The organism is Streptomyces humidus (assembly GCF_014649655.1).
Taxonomy (GTDB): domain Bacteria; phylum Actinomycetota; class Actinomycetes; order Streptomycetales; family Streptomycetaceae; genus Streptomyces; species Streptomyces humidus.
Genome location: NZ_BMTL01000008.1, coordinates 31,351 through 47,812 on the forward strand (window position 1 = coordinate 31,351; position 16,462 = coordinate 47,812).

The window sequence follows — 16,462 nt, forward strand, 5'->3', positions numbered from 1 at the left end:
TTCCGTCAGCCACCGGCCACGCCCCGTCATGCCCCGGCTCGTGCGCTGAGCACCCCGACCGGACTTCCTGGACAGGTGTCCCGCTATAGTGGACACCTGTCTGAGAAGTGGAACTGAGGGAGACATGGACATTCTGGCGAACGTGCTGGTCGGGCTGGTGGCCGCGCTGCACCTCTACATCCTGGTCATGGAGATGTTCCTGTGGCAGAAGCCGGCGGGGATGTCCTTCCACGGCTTCGACGCCGAGTTGGCACGGCGGACCGCCTCGATGGCCGCCAACCAGGGGCTGTACAACGGCTTCCTCGCGGCAGGACTGGTGTGGGGGCTCGTCGCCGGCGATCCGACCGGATTCGCGGCACAGGTCTTCTTCCTGTCCTGCGTGATCGTCGCGGGGGTCTACGGAGCGGTCACCGCGAACCGGCGGATCCTGGTCGCGCAGGCGCTTCCCGGCGCGGTCGCCCTGGCCGCCGTCCTGCTCGCGCGGTGACCCGCGGCGAACCCGAGGACCCACGGGCGGCCCGCACCCGGGCCAGACTGCGGACCGCGCTGCTCCAGGAGTGCGCAGAGCGGCCGCTGGAGGAGGTCGGGGTGGCCGCGCTGGTGCGCCGGGCGGGGGTCGGACGGGCCACGTTCTATGTGCACTATCCCGACCTGGAGGCTCTCGCCGTCGACGCCTGCGCGGACGTCGTGCGTGAGGCCGTGGAGGCACTGCACGCCTGGCGCGGACGGCCGGACCCGGTCCGCGCGCCGGCCGCGCTGGCGGAGTTCTTCGGCTCGCTGGCCCCCCACGCCGCGCTGTATCGCACCCTGCTGGCGCCGGGCGGCGGCGGGCCGCTCGGCCGGGTGCTCCACCGGGACCTGCGCGCCTACAGCCTGCGGGAACGGGAGCGGGCGGGCGCGGCGGACGCGCCCCTGGTCGCCTCGGCCGTCGCCGCGACCTTCGCCGGCGTGCTGGCCGACTGGCTGCACGGCGACCTCGACGGCACGCCCGCCGAAATCGCCGACCAGGTCTGGCAGTTGCTGGTCGCCCTGCACGCGAGCCGCTGAGGGGCTGCCCGGCCGGCCGCACCGTCGAGCACGTCACCGAGGGCCGGACGTCGACGCGTCGCGGGCACCCGGCGTGCGGCGTGCGGCGTGCGGCGTGGGGGACGTTCGGGTGGGGAACGTTCGGCGAGCCGACCGGAAGGTTCCGCGGCAGGCCTGCGGGGAGACGCCGACGGCGGTGTGCAGCGTGCCGGTGGTGCGGATGCTCGTGGACGCCGATCGGGCGGGGATGCGCGCGATCGCCGAGCTCGTCGAGGCGGGCCTGCCGCCCACCACGATCGCGGGGGCGTTCCCGCCGGCCGAGGCCGCCGAGGCGCACAGCCTCGGCGACACCGGCCGGACCGGGCGACACCGGCCGGACCACCGGAAAGCTGGTCCTCACGACCAGGTGACCCGAGTTCAGAAGACGAGCACGGGCTTGATGGTCCTGCCCTCGGTCATGTCCCGCACCGCTCGGTCGATGTCCGCGAACGGATAGACGCCGATGAGGCGGTCCAGCGGGAGACGCCCGTCCCTGACCAGCTCGACCAGGGCCGGGATGAAGGTCTGCGTCTCGCTGTCGCCGAGCGTGAGGCCCACGACGCGCTTGCCGCCCAGCAGTCCGTTGACGTCGAGGGCGACCTCACTGCCGAAAGGCGGCGCGCCCACGACGACGAGGGTGCCGCGGGCGGCGAGCGCGTCGACGCCCTGGCGCAGCACGGCGGTGTTGCCCGTGGTCTCCACGACGCCGTCGGCGCCCTGGCCGCCGGTGATCTCCGCGATGGCCTCGCCCAGCGCGGCCCGGCCGGCGTCGACGGTGTGGGTCGCGCCCAACTCCTTTGCCAGTTCAAGGCGTTCGGTGATCCGGTCGACGGCGATGATCCTGGTCGCCGGCGACAGGGCGGCCGCCATGACCGCCGAAAGCCCGACGGCGCCCGCGCCGAGGACGACGACCGCGTCGCCTGCGGCCGGCTCGAGCACGTTCCAGACGGCGCCGACGCCGGTCTGGACGCCGCAGCCCAGCGGAGCGATCGACGGCAGCGGCACACCGGGGTCGACCTTCACGAGGCTCCGCTCGTCGACCAGCGCCCGCTCGGCGAAGGAGGACTGGCCGAAGAAGTGGCCGCCGAGGAACTCGCCGTCCCGGCTGACGGTGCCGGTGCCGTCGGCGCGGCGGCCACCGAGGAGGTTCAGCGGCAGCCAGGCGCCGCAGTACGCGGGATGGCCGCCGCGGCAGTCGCGGCAGCCGCCGCAGGAGGTGAAGGACAGCACGACGTGATCGCCGGGGGCCACGCCGGTGACCGCGGAGCCGACCGCCTCCACGACCCCCGCGCCCTCGTGCCCGAGGACTCCGGGCAGCGGGAAGGGCAGTGCGCCGTTCGCCACCGCGAGGTCGGTGTGGCACAGCCCGGCCGCGACCAGCCGGACGAGCGCCTCGTGCGGTGCGGGGTCTTCGAGCACGACCTCACAGAGGGTGAAGGGCGCTCCGGCGGACTCGACGACGGCGGCGCGCGTGGTGCAGGGCATCTGGGCAACTCCCTTGTCGGACAGAGGGTTTCGGGTGACCACGCTCAGTCGAGCGAGACGACGACGGACTTGACCCTGGTGTAGGAGGCGAGCGCCTCGGGGCCGTACTCACGGCCGAAGCCGGAGTCCTTGACGCCGCCGAAGGGGACGGCGGGGTCGAGCATCGCCCAGTCGTTGACCCAGACGATGCCGGCCTGAAGGCGGTCGGCCACACGGTGGGCGCGGGCGAGGTTGCCGGTCTGGACACCCGAAGCCAGGCCGTACGGCGTGGAGTTGGCGAGCGCGATCGCCTCGTCCTCGCTGTCGAAGGGCTGGACGGTGAGGACGGGGCCGAAGATCTCCTCCTGGACGACACGGGAGTCGTCGGCGAGGTCGGCGATCACGGTCGGCTTGTAGTAATAGCCGCCGTCGAGGTCGAGGCGCTCGCCGCCGCAGACGATGCGGGCGCCCTCCTTGCGGGCGAGGTCGACGTACTCCTCGACCTTGCGCAGATGCCGCTCCCCCGCCATCGGGCCGACGACGGTCTCCGGCAGCCGGGGGTCGCCGACCGGCACGCCGGGGACGGCCTCGGCGAGGATGCCCAGCAGGGTGCTGTAGACCGGGCGGGCCACCAGCAGTCGCGGGCCGCCCATGCAGAACTGGCCGGTGTTGAAGACGAAGCCCTTGATGACCGCTCCGACGGCCTTCTCCAGGTCGGCGTCCTCGAAGACGAGGTGCGCCGCGTTGCCGCCGAGTTCCATGGTGACCTGCTTGAGGTTCTCGCCCGCGACGCTCGCGGCGTGCCGGCCGGTCGAGGTCGACCCGGTGAAGGCGATCTTGTCCACCCCGGGGTGGCGCAGCAGCGCCTCGCCGGCGACCGGACCCGTGCCGGTGACGACGTTGACCACGCCGTCCGGGACGCCTGCCCGCTGGAGCAGTCCGGCCATGTACAGCGCGCTGAGCGGGGTCTCGTCGGCGGGCTTGTGCACGACCGTGTTGCCGGCGGCCAGGGCCGGGGCGATCTTGGATCCGGCCAGGATCAGCGGGAAGTTGAACGGGGTGATCGCGGCGACCACGCCGATCGGGTCCCGCCGGGTGTAGGCGAGGGCGTTCATGGGAGTGTCGCGCTGGGCGCCGTCCAGGGCGAAGGCGAGCGAGGCGAAGTACTCGTAGTCGTCGGCCGCGTTGGTGACGTCGACGGCGTGCGCGAGCGTGATGGGCTTGCCGACGTCCAGGCTCTCCAGCCGGGCGATGTCGTCGGCCTCCTCGCGGATCAGCTGGGCCACGCGGAGCAGCACGCGGCCGCGCTCCCTGCCGCTGAGGCCGGACCACCGCCCGGAGTCGAAGGCCTCCCGCGCGGCGCGCACGGCGGCGTCCACGTCGACGGCGCCCGCCTCCGCGACGGTGGTGAGGACGGTGCCACGGGAGGGGTCGACCACCTCGGCCCGCGCCCCGTCGGCGGCGTCGCGCCACTGTCCCCCGACGAACAGACGGCCGGGGTCGATCTCGAAGCCGGTCATGGACACTCCTCAGCAGTCGCCAAGTTTTCAATAAACAGGATTCCTGTTGGTCCGAAGTCTCATTACGGACAGGTTTCCTGTCAATGGTCTACGCTCTGCCCATGGTCGACACCCGGACAACCCGGGCAGCGGTGCCCGCATCCCCGCCGCACGGGACTTCCCCGTCCCTGCTCTACATGGTGAAGCAGCTGGAGCTGGCCGCACGGTCCCGCCTGGACGAGCTCGTCAAGCCGTCCGGGATCACGGCCCTGCAGTACACGGCGCTCACCGTGCTGGAGCGGCACGACGGACTGTCCGCCGCCCAGCTGGCCCGGGCCTCCTTCGTCACCGCACAGTCCATCGCCGACCTGGTGCGCTCCCTGGAGGGGCGCGGCCTGATCCGCCGGGAGCGCAATCCGCGCAGCCGGCGCGAGCTGCTGATCCTGCTCACCGAGGAGGGGCGCGAGCTCCTCGAGCGGCACGCCGGCCCGGTGCGGGAGCTGGAGGAGCGCATGGTCCGGGACCTCACGGACCGCCAGACGGAGCAGTTCCGGTCAGCCCTCTCCCAGGCGTGGCACGCGCTGTCGTAACGCTCCGCACCCCCTTCGCTCACGACGCGAAGAAACTCGGCCAGAGTCGGTTGCATTTCGAAGACATATGTCAATCGAACATGCTGGAATTCACTCCATCGGGGGTAACTTGCTGGGGCGGGGAACTGCTGCGTACTCCCCGGCCGTTGGAGGCTCCCGACCGGTGGAGCGGGTTGGAGGCGATGTCGTCGTGCAGCTGGAACCCCCCTCGGCGTCCCCGCATCTGCGCATCCGCCGGGACCGGGGACACACGGTGCTGGAGTTCCGCGGCGAGATCGACCTCGTCGCAGCCGAGGAGATCGGCCCGCTGCTCGACGACGCGACCGCCGGTCCCGCACCGCGGATCGTGATCGACCTGACCCGGATCGAGTTCTTCGACTGCTCCGGGCTGCGCCTGCTGTACCGGGCGCGCGGCCGGGTCCTCGACCACGACGGACACCTGCACCTCGTCTGCGCCCACCCGCTCACCCTGCGGATCCTGCGGGCCACCGGACTGTCCCGGCTGCTGCCGCCCGCCACGACGCTGGACGCGGCCCTGGAGAGGCCCGGCGCCACGTCGGGCACTTTATGACGGCGCCTCGAAGCGCCGCCCGACCCATCTGCACCCCCTCCTGCCGCCCCTCCCACCGGCCATCGCTCCGACCCGCCCGGTCCCGCCGGTCCGCCGGGCCGGCCCCGTCCGCCTCGTCCCCTACTGACCGCGCGCCGCGTCGAACAGGGCGCTGACGGACTCGCCGTTGTGGATACGGCGCACCGCCTCCGCCAGAGCGGGAGCGATGGACAGGATCCGCAGCTTGTCGGTGTGCTCCTCGACGGGCACCGGCACCGTGTTGGTGCACACGATCTCCAGCACGTCCGGCTGCTCGCTGAGCCGCTTGAGCGCGCCGGCGGCGAACAGCCCGTGCGTGCACGCCACCCGTATCGAGCGGGGCCCCGACTCCCTCAGCCGGTCCAGGAGCTCCAGGACGGTGCTGCCCTTGGCGATCTCGTCGTCCAGGACGATGACGTCCCGCCCGGCGATCTCGCCGATCACCGCGCTGATGCTGACCCGGTCGTCGGCGTAGCGCTGCTTGGCGCCCGCCGCCACCTGGGCGTCGATCATCCGGGCGAAGGCGGCGGCCTCCTTGGCGTTGCCGAGGTCCGGCGAGACCACGGTGGTGCGGGTGAGGTCGTAGCGGCGAAAGTGCGCGGCCAGCTCCCGGTGGGCGTGCAGATGGTCCACCGGCATCGAGAAGAAGCCGTGCACCTGGGGCGAATGGAGGGTCATGGCGAGGACGCGATGGACGCCGGCAGCCGCCATCAGATCGGCGACCAGACGTCCGCCCAGCGAGATGCGCGGGGCGTCCTTCTTGTCGGAGCGCGCATAGGAATAGTGCGGCATGACGACCGTGATCCGCCCGGCGGACGCCCCGCGGGCCGCGTCGCACATCAGCAGCAGCTCCACGAGGTGCTCCTGCACAGGCCGGACCAGGGGCTGCACGAGGAAGACGTCCCGTTCGCGGCAATTCGCCTGCAGCTGGACCTCCAGGCAGTCGTTGGCGAACCTGCTGAGGCGGGTGGGACTCAGGGGCACGCCGAGGTGGGCGCAGACCTCGGCCGCCAGTTCGGGGTGGGCGCTGCCGCTGAACACGGAGATGTCTCGCACGGTCGGCTCCTCGCTGATCGTGTCCGGCCGGGGGCGGGATCTCTCATGCTACGGACCGCGTCCGTTTTGCCCACCCGGCAGAAAGCCCGCGCGGACCCTCGCAGGCCCCGGGTCCCCGGCGCCCCCGAGCCGGCCGGAGCGCCTCGGCCGGCGCCATCAGGTGCTTCGCAGGAGCAGGGGCACGGGAAGGGGGGCAGGTGCAGGGCGGACGGGGCCGGCAGAGCCGTCGCCCGGCGGTCGACGCCAGCCCAGCCCACCGCCGCTCCCACCGCCGCTCCCCCGCCCGAGCGGCGCGGGGCGACGCCTCCGCGGGCCCGTACTGTCACAGCTCCTCAACAGGGCGGTCTGACACGGGCATTGACGGGAATTGGGTCAGTAGGAAGAGAGGACCGTCCGCATGACGACTTCGATCGAGCCCACCAGGGAGACCGAACCCACCCGGCGTCCGCCCGGCCGCATGCCCGGCTGGGCGAAGGTGCTCACCGCCGTCGTGGTCGTGCTCGTCGTGATGTTCGCGGGGATCCGGCTGAGCCTGCTGCCGGGACTGCGCGACTTCTTCGGCACGCAGACCCACGACCGCTCGGGCCCCGCCCTCCTCAAGTCCATCCAGGACATGAGCCGCTACGACGCCGCCTCCGGCAACTTCCAGGTCGTCGTGGACCTGGAGAAGGACGCCAAGTACCTTCCCGACGCCATCCGCGGCACCCGCACCCTGTACGTCGGTGCGGGCACCGTCGACGCCTACGTCGACCTCGGCAAGGTCAGCGACAAGAACGTGACGGTCGACGAAGACCGCACCTCGGCCACGCTCCGGCTGCCGCACGCCCAGCTCGGCAAGCCGGCCCTCGACCCCGACCGCTCCTACGCGGTGTCCAAGCAGCGCGGTCTCCTCGACCGCCTCGGCGACCTCTTCTCCGACAACCCCGGCGGTGAGCAGGCCGTGCAGAAACTCGCGGTCAAGCACATCGGGGACGCGGCGAAGGAGAGCGAACTGACCGCGCGCGCCGAGACCAACACCAGCGACATGCTCCAGGGGCTGCTGCGCTCCCTCGGTTTCAAGGAGGTGAAGGTGTCCTACGGGCCCTGACGCCCGGCGAACGGCGAGCGGACGCACGGGCGGCGGCCGAGCGTCCACGCGGGCGGCGGCGACGGCCGCGGGACGTCACCACCCGGGGCCGGCCGCCCGCATTCCCGGGCCGTTCGAGGGTAACCGCCCTACGAAGCCTGGAAGTTGAAGACTGGAGGACCGCATGGCCCGTGCAGCGCTGCGTCCGCTCACCACGTTCCGTCTGCGCACCGCCAAGGCCGCCGCACCCGAGCCGAAGCGCGACGAACCCGCCAAGACCGGAAGGACCGGCAAGACCGGCAAGCCACAGGCGGCCCGGAAAGGCTGGAGGCCGGGAAGGGCCGGAAAAGCCGATAACGCAGGGAAGGCCGGAAAGGCCGACAGGGAGAGAACCGGGAAAGCGGCGCCGGCGCGTACCGAGGACCGGGCGTTGCCCTTCCCTCTCCGGCTGCTCGCGATGCTGGTGGCGTTCGCCTTCATGGTGGCGTTCGCCGTCGTCCTCGCCCGGATCACCCTGGAGCCGTCGCCGGCGTCGGCGGCGCTGGTGCACTCCAACCTGCATCCGGGCGACTCGCTACGGGCCTACCTGGACCAGCCCGAGCTGCGCGACGCGGTGAAGCAGGTCGGCGGGAACGTGCTGCTCGGCGTCCCCTTCGGGATCCTGGTGCCGGTCGTCGCGCCCCGGGCACGCGGATTGCTGCGCGTGCTGCTGCTGACCGCGACCGTCATGTTGCTCGTGGAGTTCGCCCAGGGCGCGCTGGTGACCGGACGCGCCTTCGACATCGACGACGTCATCCTCAACACCACGGGCGCCCTGATCGGTTACCTGATCCTCGGCCGCCGGGTGAGCCGTGCGGTGCACGCGCGCAGGCGGCGCGCCTGAGGGGGCGCAGGACCGACAGCCGGGGCGGGAGGGGCGGTCAGTGGGGCCTCCAGGTGTACCGGTTCCCGCCCACCCAGCGCACGGTGTCCGGGTCGTCCAGGTCATGGACCGTGATGCCGTGGGCCGCGGCGATCTCGAGGACGTCGGTCACGTCCTTCGCCTCACCCACCATGTTGCCGTCGACTTCCACGATGCGGAACGGCTCGGGGCCCGGCTGCACCCCGAGCACGGTGATCCGCGGCCGTGAGACACGCAGGCTCGCGATTTCGCTCATGACATAAAGAGTAAAGCGGAACACACCGGGATGAATCCTCGAGTATCCCCTGGGGGCAGGATGCTCCGCCCGTCGTGCGGCCGGGGCGACGGTGGGGAACTCTGGAGCCAGGAGGTGGCGATGGATCCCGTCGAGGCGCTGGACCGGATCGCCTTCCTGCTGGAGCGGTCCCTCGCGCCGACCTACCGCGTGCGGGCCTTCCGCACCGCGGCCCGGATGCTGGCGGGACTGCCCCCGGCGGAGATCGCGCAGCGGGCGGGGGCGGGCACGCTGGAGTCGCTGAAAGGCGTGGGACCGAAGACCGCGCAGGTGGCACGGGAGGCGCTCGCCGGACAGACGCCGTCCTATCTGGAGAAGCTGGAGAAGGAGGCCGGCGGACCCCTGACGGACGGCGCGGGGACCCGGCTGCGCGCCCTGCTGCGTGGCGACTGCCACGTCCACTCCGACTGGTCGGACGGCGGCAGTCCCATCGAGGAGATGGGCCGGGCGGCGGCCGCACTCGGTCATGAGTGGGCCGTGCTCACCGATCACTCGCCGCGCCTGACGGTGGCCCGCGGACTGTCTCCCGAGCGGCTGCGCCGCCAACTGGACGTGATCGAGGAGCTCAACGCGGCCTGGGCGCCCTTCCGGCTGTTGACCGGCATCGAGTGCGACATCCTCGACGACGGGTCGCTGGACCAGGAACCCGAACTGCTGGAACGCCTCGACGTCGTGGTGGTGTCCGTGCACTCCAAGCTGCGGATGGAGTCCCGGGCGATGACGCGCCGCATGGTGAACGCCGTGCGCGATCCGCACGCCGACGTCCTCGGCCACTGCACCGGACGGCTGGTGACCGGGAGAGGGCGGCCCGAGTCGCAGTTCGACGCGGACGAGGTGTTCGCGACGTGCGCCGAGTCGGGCACCGCCGTGGAGATCAACAGCCGGCCCGAGCGGCTCGACCCGCCGCGCCGGCTGCTGCGCCGGGCCGTGGCGGCGGGCGTGCTGTTCTCGATCGACACCGACGCACACGCGCCCGGCCAGCTGGACTGGCAGATCCTGGGCTGCGCGCGGGCCGAGGAGTGCGAGGTGCCCGCGGAGCGGATCGTGAACGCCTGGCCGCCCGCCGACCTGCTGGCCTGGACGCGGGAGGGCAGGACGCCGACGGGAGTGGCCCGCCCCTGAGGTGGTACTCGGGGTCCCGCTCGGGGTTTTCCGTGGTATCCGAAGAAGGGACCCAGATGACACGCGCCGCCGTGTTCGACGTCGACGGCACCCTCGTCGACACCAACCACCTGCACGTCGTCACCTGGTGGGAGGCATTCCGGCAGGCGGGCCACCGGGTGCCGATGCACGCCGTGCTCCGGGCCGTGGGGCTCGGGTCCGACGACCTGATCGCCCGCGTGCTCGGCGACGACCGGGACAAGGACGAGGACGCCGGACTCGGCGCCGCCCACAAGGCCCTGTACGGACAGTACTTCGACCGGCTGCCGCCGCTGCGGGACGCCGGTCCGCTGCTGCGCCGGCTGCACGGCGACGGCTGGACGGTCGTGCTCGCCACCTCGGCGAGCGGGCCCGAGCTGTCTGCCCTGCGCAGCGCCATCGACGCGGACGACGTCATCGCCGCGACGGCCGGCGCGGACGACGTCGAGGAGGGCAAGCCGGCGCCGGAGCCGGTGCGGCGCGCCCTGGAGCTGGTCGGCGCCCCCGCCGAGCGGGCCGTGTTCGTCGGCGACACCGTGTGGGACATGCGGGCCGGCCGCCGGGCGGGAGTGCGCTGCGTAGGCGTCCTCAGCGGCGGCATCCCGCGGGCCGACCTGCTGGAGGCGGGCGCGGAAGCCGTCTACGCCGACCCGGCCGACCTCCTGGCCTCACTGTCGACGAGTCCGCTGGCCTGAGGTGACGGACGTCACCGCGTGCTGCGGCGAACAGGGGAACACCCAGAGTTAGTTGACCGTTTAACCAGCCGTGGGTGTGGACGGGACAGTGTCCCCGGGCCTCACCTTCTGCCCACAGGGACGATCGTCCGGCTGAAGCCCTGTGGAGCGTTCCGCCGAGAGGCGACCGCCGTCCGCACCCACGCACAGACCGCCCCGGCCGTGATTCCCCCGTCCGGTCGGGGCTTCCCTCTTCTCCGGTGTCCGGGCACCCAGGGACGGCGGTACGGCTGCTCCCCGCGCAGTGGGGAAGCGTCAGGCGGTCGGCTCTTCGGGCTCGGGGCTCTCGGACCCGCCGCTGCCCGCGTGGGGCGCACCCTGGCGGCCCGTTCCCGCCTCGTCGGTGTCGGGGACGTCCTCGGCGGCCTCCCGGGACTCCTCCGGCTCGGCGACGTCCCAGCGGTCGTCGCCCCCGCCTGCCTGCTGGTCCGGAAGATCCCGCGGAACCGGGACGTTCTCCCCGGGGCCCTGGGGGTGTTCGGCCACGACGTCCTCCCTTCGCCCTCGCACCGCGCCGGACGCGGGCGACGCTCCCCGGACGGCGTTCGTCCGGGCGAGTCGCGAGTACCTCCTGCACGGGCGGCGAAACGCGCGGCCACCGGCTCCGCCTCGCAGGGCGCGGGGTCAGCGTGGGGCGCGTTCCTCCAGTACCGTCCGCCAGGCCGGGGCCGGGCCGGTGGGCGCGGGCTCGGGGCGTCGGCCGCCACGGCCGAAGAAGTCGGCGAGCGGGAGGATCGCCGCCCCCACGGTGACCGCGTCCGGGCCCAGCCGCCCGAGCTCGACGGTGACCTTACGGGCGGGGTGGCGCAGCGCGTACGCGGTGGCATGGCGGCGTACGGCGGGCAGGAAGCGGGCTCCGAGCTGGAGGCCGGCCCAGCCGCCGATGAGGATGCGCTCCGGCTGGAAGAGGTTGATCAGATCGGAGAGACCGGCGCCGAGGTACTCGGCGGTCTCCTCCAGGACGGCGAGCGCGACGGGGTCGGCGGCCCGCCCCGCGCTGCCGGGCTCCCCCGCAGCGAAGGGCTCCCGGTCACCGGCGGACTCCCCGGCGTCGGCCGGCCCCTCTTCACCGGTGGGCCCCCCGTCGCCGGACCGGTCGTCGTCGGTCCGGTCGTCGTCGGTCCGGTCGTCGTCCGGCTCCGCCGGGGGACGGGCGGCGGCCAGCATCGCGGTCAGCGCGGTCTCCTCGTCGACGTCCTCGGGCGGTCGGCCGCCCCGTTCGCGCCAGCGTTCGAGAAGCGCTTCCGCGCCCGCGTACGCCTCCAGACAGCCCAGGGCGCCGCAGCGGCAGCGGCGGCCCCGCACCCGGACCGTCAGATGGCCCCATTCGACGGCCCGGCCGTGCTCCACCTCCGGGGTGACCAGGCACGCCCCGATGCCGGAACCGAACAGGACGACGACCGCGCTGTGCGCGCCCCGGCCGCCGCCGAACCACATCTCGGCCTGGCCCAGGGTCTTCGCGCCGTTGTCGATGAAGTACGGGACGCTCTCGGGCAGGGAGGAGCCCTCGCGCAGCAACTCCTCCAGCGGGACCGCGTCCCAGCCGATGGTCTGGCCGTGCACCACGGCGCCGCGTCCGGGGGTGTGCTCGACGACGCCCGGGACGCCGATGCCGACCCCGAGCAACTGCTCGGCGGCGACGCCGGCCGCCGCCAGCACCTCGGCGACGCCCTCGCGGACATGGCCGACGATTCCGTCGACCTCGTATCGGCGCTGCTCCAACGGCCTTTCGGCGCGTGCGAGTTCGGTGAGCGTGAGGTCGAACAGCTCGATCCGCACCCGGGTCTCGCCGACGTCCACGCCGATCAGGTGACCGCTGCCGGGGGCCACTCGCAGCAGGGTGCGGGGGCGGCCGCCGTCGGAGTCGACGCTGCCGGCCTCCTCCACCAGCCCGTCGGCGACCAGGTCGGCGACGACGTTGCTGACCGAGCCGGAACTGAGGCCGGTGACCGGCCCGAGCTCGAAGCGGCTGAGGGGCCCGTCGAAGTAGAGCCGTTGCAGCACGGCCGTGCGGTTGGCCCGCCTGAGGTCGCGCACCGTGCGCCCGCTCCGCCCCGTCATGTCGCTCCCCTCCGAGCCCTGCCCGGCCTGCAACATACCTCCGCGGGAGGGCCTGCGCGACATTCTCCAACCCTTAGTTCACGATGTGAGCTAAGAAGAGGCGGCGTCGATGATCTCGTCCAGTGCCGCGAGCAGCTCCGGGGACACCCTCTCCTGCACCCAGCGGAGGTGTTCGGGACCGGCTGCCCGCGGGACCGTCTCGGTGAGCATGATCAGGTACAGGTAGGCGCGGTAGAGCGCGAGACGCACCCGGGCGGACGCGCTGAACACGGCCGGCCCGCCTGCCTCTCGGTATCCCCGGAGGAACGCCTCGTCCTTCCTGATGTCCCCCAGCAGCGCCAGGGAGACGAAGTCCGCGAGGGGGTCGCCCCAGAACATGCGCTCGCCGTCGATCAGGCCTCCGACTCGGGGTGTGCCGCCGGCGCGGTCGACCAGGATGTTGCCCGGCCACAGGTCGAAGTGGACCAGGCGCGGGCCGGTGACCTCGTCGAGGGCGTCGTAGGCGGTGCGGGTCACGGCGGCCACCTCGTCGGCGGGGCGGGGCAGGGGTGCGCCGTAGCGGCGGGCGTCGTCGAGGACGGCGCCGAACATCGTCGTGAACGCGGTGCGCCAGTCGGGGACGAGGGGGCCGAGCGCGCCGGTCGGATATCCGAAACCGGGACCGGCCACCTCGTGCAGCCGGGCGACCTGTCGGCCCAACTCCGCGCGCAGCCGGACCTGTTCGGCGACGGAGAGCGAGTCGTCCCACGGGTCGCCCGGGCACAGCGTCATCAGCAGACAGGGACCGTCGAGGACCACCACGCGCGGAGCCGCCACCCCGGCCTCGGCGGCCCCCCGGCAGAACTCCGCCTCGCCCACCAGCAGCCGGTTCTCGTGGCTCAGACCAGCCGCCGCGGGCTCGACCTTGAGCACATAGCGGCTGCCGTCGGTGAGACCCAGCTCCTCGACGGTGTTGTAGGTGCCGCCGCCGAGCGGGCGGACCCGGGCGAGGCGGTCGGGCGGGATGCCCGCCGCCGCCAGCACGTCACGGGCGCGCGCCCAGGAGTCCGTCATCGTGTGTCCCTCCCCTTCTTCCGGCCCCTCGTTCGGCCCGCCGCGCAGCCGTCCTGGAGGTGACCGCCGTCCGCGTTCAGCCGTCCAGGGTCCATGGTTCGCGCTGCCGGGGCAGGCGCCGATCGAGTGAGGCGATGGTCTCGCCTCGCCCACCTGCGGGAGACACGAAGACGGACGGTGCGCAGGTCCGAAGCGTAGGCAGTGCGGCCCCGCAGCGACCACGGATTTTCAGGGATGGCGTGAGGCCGTCGCAACGGCGGTGCGGGGATGAGGTTGTCGCGGATCTCGACGACCGGGCGCGCCGAGCCGGATCCGGCCTGGGTATCGAGCACCGGATCAGTGAGGGTGTTCGGCAGAACGAGAGAAACGGTCCGCGTGTCGGCTCGCTAGGGTGGCTTCGCATGACCGACACCGGGATCGAGATCACCGCAGACCTGGTCCGCGACCTGCTCCGGGAGCAGCATCCAGACCTTGCGGAGCTGGCCGTCCGGAAGGTGGTGGGCGGCTGGGGCAACCAGATGTGGCGCCTCGGAGACGAGTTGGCTGTGCGCATGCAGCGCATGGACCCCACTCCGGAGCACCAGCTGAAGGAGCGGCGGTGGCTGCCGGTGCTGGCCCCGCGCCTGCCGCTCCCGGTGCCGGTCCCGGTGCGGTCCGGCGAACCGTCCGAGCGCTTCCCCAAGCACTGGACCGTGATGACGTGGGTTCCCGGCGAGCCGCTGGACCACGGCTCGATCAGCCGCGGCGACCACGCCGCCGACACGTTGGCGGACTTCCTTCGGGCACTCCATGTGGAGGCGCCCGCCGAGGCGCCGGTCTCCACGGACCGCGGCGCCCATCCGAGGAACTGCACGGACGGTTTCGAGAACCTCTTCCAGGCCGTTGCTCCCGACGACGTCGCCGACGGCGTCCGGGCCGTCTGGGACGACGCGGTCACGGCCCGGGAGCGGGAGGGCCCGCCGGTGTGGGTACACGGCGACCTCCATCCCGCGAACGTCGTCGTCTCGGACGGAACGCTCTCGGGCATCGTCGACTTCGGCGACATGTTCGCCGGCGATCCGGCGTGGGACCTCGCCGCCGCATGGGTGCTGCTGCCCGCGGGCTCGGCCTCACGGTTCTTCGACAGGTACGCGCGTGCAGACGAGGCGGCGATCCGGCGCGCCCGCGGGCTGGCCGCTGTGAAGAGCCTGTTCCTGATGCTCATGGGGCACAACGGAGACCGGGGCCTTCCCGGCGGCAAGCCGCACTGGGGACCTGCCGGCCGGGCGGCCCTCGATCGTGTGCTGAAGGGCGTTTGACGCACGCTTGTGCACACCCGCGGGCCGGCCACCGTCGCCGACGGCGTCGGAGACCGGTGACCCGGGCGGCTCCACCCGGGCGGCTCCGGACCGGGCGGCGAGGCCTCGCTCCGCGGCGAGGTCCGGAGGCGGGCGCCGACCCGGCTCCCCGGCGACGGAGGACACGGTCCGGCCGGCCGGTCCATCGCGGGGCGCGGGAGACGTTCGAGCTTCCTGAGGAGGGGAACTGGTCAGGGGATGCAAGATGTACGTCAGCGTGCGGCGCCGCTCGTGCGGCTGGTGCGGCGCCATCGGGATCCCGTCGTCCTCCAGGCTCTGCGGTCGGCCACCGCGGCCTCGATCGCGTACGTCGTCGCGCTGCGTCTGAGCCCCGAGGCCCTGCCGCTCACCGCACCGCTGACGGCGTTGCTCGTCGTCCAGGTCACCCTGTACGCGACCCTCACCAACGGTGTCCGCCGGGTGACCGCGGTCGTCGCCGGTGTCGTCGTCGCCATCGTCTTCAGTCTCCTGGTGGGTCTGACCTGGTGGAGTCTGGGGCTGCTGATCGTGGCCTCGCTGGGGGTGGGGCACCTGGTGCGGGTCGACGAGTACGTCCCGGAAGTGGCGATCAGCGCCATGCTGGTGCTGGGCGTCACCACGGTCGGGGACACGGCGTGGGCGCGGGTGGTGGAGACGCTGATCGGCGCGTTCGTCGGCCTCGGCTGCAACCTGCTGCTGCCACCGCCGGTGTGGGTGGAGGAGGCCGGTGAGTCGATCGAGGGGCTGGCCCGGCGGCTGCGGCAGCTGATGCTGCGCATCGGCGAGGAGGCCGCGGGCCGTACCCCGGCCGAGCAGGCCGCCGCCCGGCTGCACGAGGCACGGCGGCTGGACCACGACATCGTCGAGGTGGACGCGGCCCTGCGGCAGGCCGAGGAGAGCCTGCGGCTCAATCCACGGGTGCGGGAGGGGCTGCTGCACCGCGTGGTGCTGCGCACCGGTCTGGACACGCTGGAGATCTGCACGGTCGTGCTGCGGGTGATCGCCCGCTCGCTGACCGACCTCGCCAAGGAGCGCGAGCCGCACCCGCTGTTCCCGCCCGCGACCGGCGAGGTCGTCGAGCAGGTGCTGTCCGAGATGGCCGACGCGGTGGTCAGCTTCGCGGTGCTGGTGACCACGCACGTCAGCCTGGACGCGGACGCCGCCGAGGCCCGGCTCACCGCCGAGCTGCGGCAGGCCGCCACCACCCGCGACAAGTTCGCCCAGCTGCTGCTGGAGCAGATCCAGCACGACGCCCGGCAGTGGCAGTTGCACGGCGCGCTGCTGACCGAGGTCAACCGCATCCTCGACGAGCTCGACACCGAGCACCGCTCCCGCCGGCTCCTGGAGGAGCTGGACCGCAACAGTCGCGAGGAGCGTGAGCGCCGGCCGTGGCTGTACGGGGTCCGGGAGCGACTGCGGATACCGGGCCGGCTGCGGCGGAACCGGGCCGCCGTCCGACGTCGTTCCCGCTGACGTGCGCGACGACGATCCCCGTCCCGGCGCCCTCACCGCGCGGCCATCTCCGTCCCCGTCCCCGCACCCGCGCGCCCGCACCCGGTCCGCCGCCCCGCCGCGCGCCGCGCGTCCCGCCTGCGCGTCCGCTTTTGCGTTCGCCGGCCGGTCCGGGTCAAGG

At 73.0% G+C, this 16,462-nt stretch carries 17 protein-coding genes and 1 pseudogene; 11 read left to right on the forward strand and 7 right to left on the reverse strand.

The features are described from left to right. Positions 1-124: 124 nt before the first annotated feature. The 3 genes and pseudogenes from IE239_RS11140 to IE239_RS41985 all read left to right on the forward strand — a co-directional run. On the forward strand, positions 125-487 hold the full coding sequence (locus tag IE239_RS11140; protein ID WP_190149083.1) for a DUF1304 domain-containing protein: 363 nt from the start codon (positions 125-127) through the stop codon (positions 485-487). After that, positions 484-1,047, forward strand: a complete 564-nt coding sequence (locus IE239_RS11145) for a TetR/AcrR family transcriptional regulator (protein ID WP_190149084.1) — start codon at positions 484-486, stop codon at positions 1,045-1,047. Before IE239_RS11140 ends, IE239_RS11145 begins: the two co-directional genes overlap by 4 nt. Before the next feature lie 184 nt (positions 1,048-1,231). Then, positions 1,232-1,387, forward strand: a pseudogene (locus tag IE239_RS41985) (NADP-dependent oxidoreductase); the annotation flags it as partial. Positions 1,388-1,443: 56 nt separating this feature from the next. Here IE239_RS41985 and IE239_RS11150 read toward each other — a convergent pair. Then, positions 1,444-2,550, reverse strand: coding sequence for an NAD(P)-dependent alcohol dehydrogenase (locus tag IE239_RS11150; protein ID WP_190149085.1), 1,107 nt, complete (start codon positions 2,548-2,550; stop codon positions 1,444-1,446). Between the two features lie 44 nt (positions 2,551-2,594). Further along, positions 2,595-4,049, reverse strand: a complete 1,455-nt coding sequence (locus tag IE239_RS11155; protein ID WP_190149086.1) for an aldehyde dehydrogenase family protein — start codon at positions 4,047-4,049, stop codon at positions 2,595-2,597. Positions 4,050-4,150: 101 nt separating this feature from the next. Between IE239_RS11155 and IE239_RS11160 the strand changes: the two genes are divergently transcribed. Next, on the forward strand, positions 4,151-4,618 hold the full coding sequence (locus tag IE239_RS11160; protein ID WP_373308080.1) for a MarR family winged helix-turn-helix transcriptional regulator: 468 nt from the start codon (positions 4,151-4,153) through the stop codon (positions 4,616-4,618). A 190-nt stretch (positions 4,619-4,808) separates the two neighbouring features. After that, positions 4,809-5,189 (forward strand): anti-sigma factor antagonist, encoded by a 381-nt coding sequence (locus IE239_RS11165; protein ID WP_229878027.1) that lies wholly within the window; start codon positions 4,809-4,811, stop codon positions 5,187-5,189. A 120-nt stretch (positions 5,190-5,309) separates the two neighbouring features. Here the strand turns inward: IE239_RS11165 and IE239_RS11170 are convergent, their stop codons facing one another. Then, the gene (locus IE239_RS11170) at positions 5,310-6,263 is read right to left on the reverse strand and encodes a ribose-phosphate diphosphokinase (protein ID WP_190149088.1); all 954 of its coding nucleotides are present in this window, start codon (positions 6,261-6,263) and stop codon (positions 5,310-5,312) included. A 397-nt stretch (positions 6,264-6,660) separates the two neighbouring features. Between IE239_RS11170 and IE239_RS11175 the strand changes: the two genes are divergently transcribed. Together IE239_RS11175 and IE239_RS11180 are read left to right on the forward strand one after the other, a co-directional pair. After that, positions 6,661-7,350, forward strand: a complete 690-nt coding sequence (locus IE239_RS11175; protein ID WP_190149089.1) for a DUF4230 domain-containing protein — start codon at positions 6,661-6,663, stop codon at positions 7,348-7,350. Between the two features lie 409 nt (positions 7,351-7,759). Next, positions 7,760-8,212 carry a VanZ family protein gene (locus tag IE239_RS11180; RefSeq protein WP_190149090.1) on the forward strand — a complete coding sequence of 151 codons (453 nt, stop codon included), beginning with the start codon at positions 7,760-7,762 and terminating at the stop codon, positions 8,210-8,212. A 37-nt stretch (positions 8,213-8,249) separates the two neighbouring features. On the opposite strand, the gene IE239_RS11185 is transcribed toward IE239_RS11180, so the two are convergent. Continuing rightward, complete coding sequence (locus tag IE239_RS11185; RefSeq protein ID WP_190149091.1) at positions 8,250-8,486, reverse strand: hypothetical protein; 237 nt, start codon at positions 8,484-8,486, stop codon at positions 8,250-8,252. 120 nt (positions 8,487-8,606) lie between these two features. Between IE239_RS11185 and IE239_RS11190 the strand changes: the two genes are divergently transcribed. After that, positions 8,607-9,647 (forward strand): PHP domain-containing protein, encoded by a 1,041-nt coding sequence (locus tag IE239_RS11190; protein WP_190149092.1) that lies wholly within the window; start codon positions 8,607-8,609, stop codon positions 9,645-9,647. A 56-nt stretch (positions 9,648-9,703) separates the two neighbouring features. Continuing rightward, positions 9,704-10,360, forward strand: a complete 657-nt coding sequence (locus tag IE239_RS11195) for an HAD family hydrolase (protein ID WP_190149093.1) — start codon at positions 9,704-9,706, stop codon at positions 10,358-10,360. 294 nt (positions 10,361-10,654) lie between these two features. Here the strand turns inward: IE239_RS11195 and IE239_RS11200 are convergent, their stop codons facing one another. The 3 genes from IE239_RS11200 to IE239_RS11215 form a co-directional block, all read right to left on the reverse strand. Beyond that, complete coding sequence (locus tag IE239_RS11200; RefSeq protein WP_190149094.1) at positions 10,655-10,885, reverse strand: hypothetical protein; 231 nt, start codon at positions 10,883-10,885, stop codon at positions 10,655-10,657. 138 nt (positions 10,886-11,023) lie between these two features. Continuing rightward, entirely contained in the window at positions 11,024-12,460 is a 1,437-nt protein-coding gene (locus tag IE239_RS41990) for an ROK family transcriptional regulator (protein ID WP_229878028.1), read from the reverse strand. A gap of 90 nt (positions 12,461-12,550) precedes the next feature. Then, positions 12,551-13,513: a phosphotransferase family protein gene (locus IE239_RS11215; protein WP_190149095.1), complete on the reverse strand. Its 963-nt coding sequence runs from the start codon at positions 13,511-13,513 to the stop codon at positions 12,551-12,553. A gap of 401 nt (positions 13,514-13,914) precedes the next feature. On the opposite strand from IE239_RS11215, the gene IE239_RS11220 reads away from it, so the two are divergent. Further along, positions 13,915-14,811: a phosphotransferase gene (locus IE239_RS11220; protein WP_190149096.1), complete on the forward strand. Its 897-nt coding sequence runs from the start codon at positions 13,915-13,917 to the stop codon at positions 14,809-14,811. 237 nt (positions 14,812-15,048) lie between these two features. Beyond that, positions 15,049-16,302: an FUSC family protein gene (locus tag IE239_RS11225; protein WP_190149097.1), complete on the forward strand. Its 1,254-nt coding sequence runs from the start codon at positions 15,049-15,051 to the stop codon at positions 16,300-16,302. Positions 16,303-16,462: the final 160 nt, after the last annotated feature.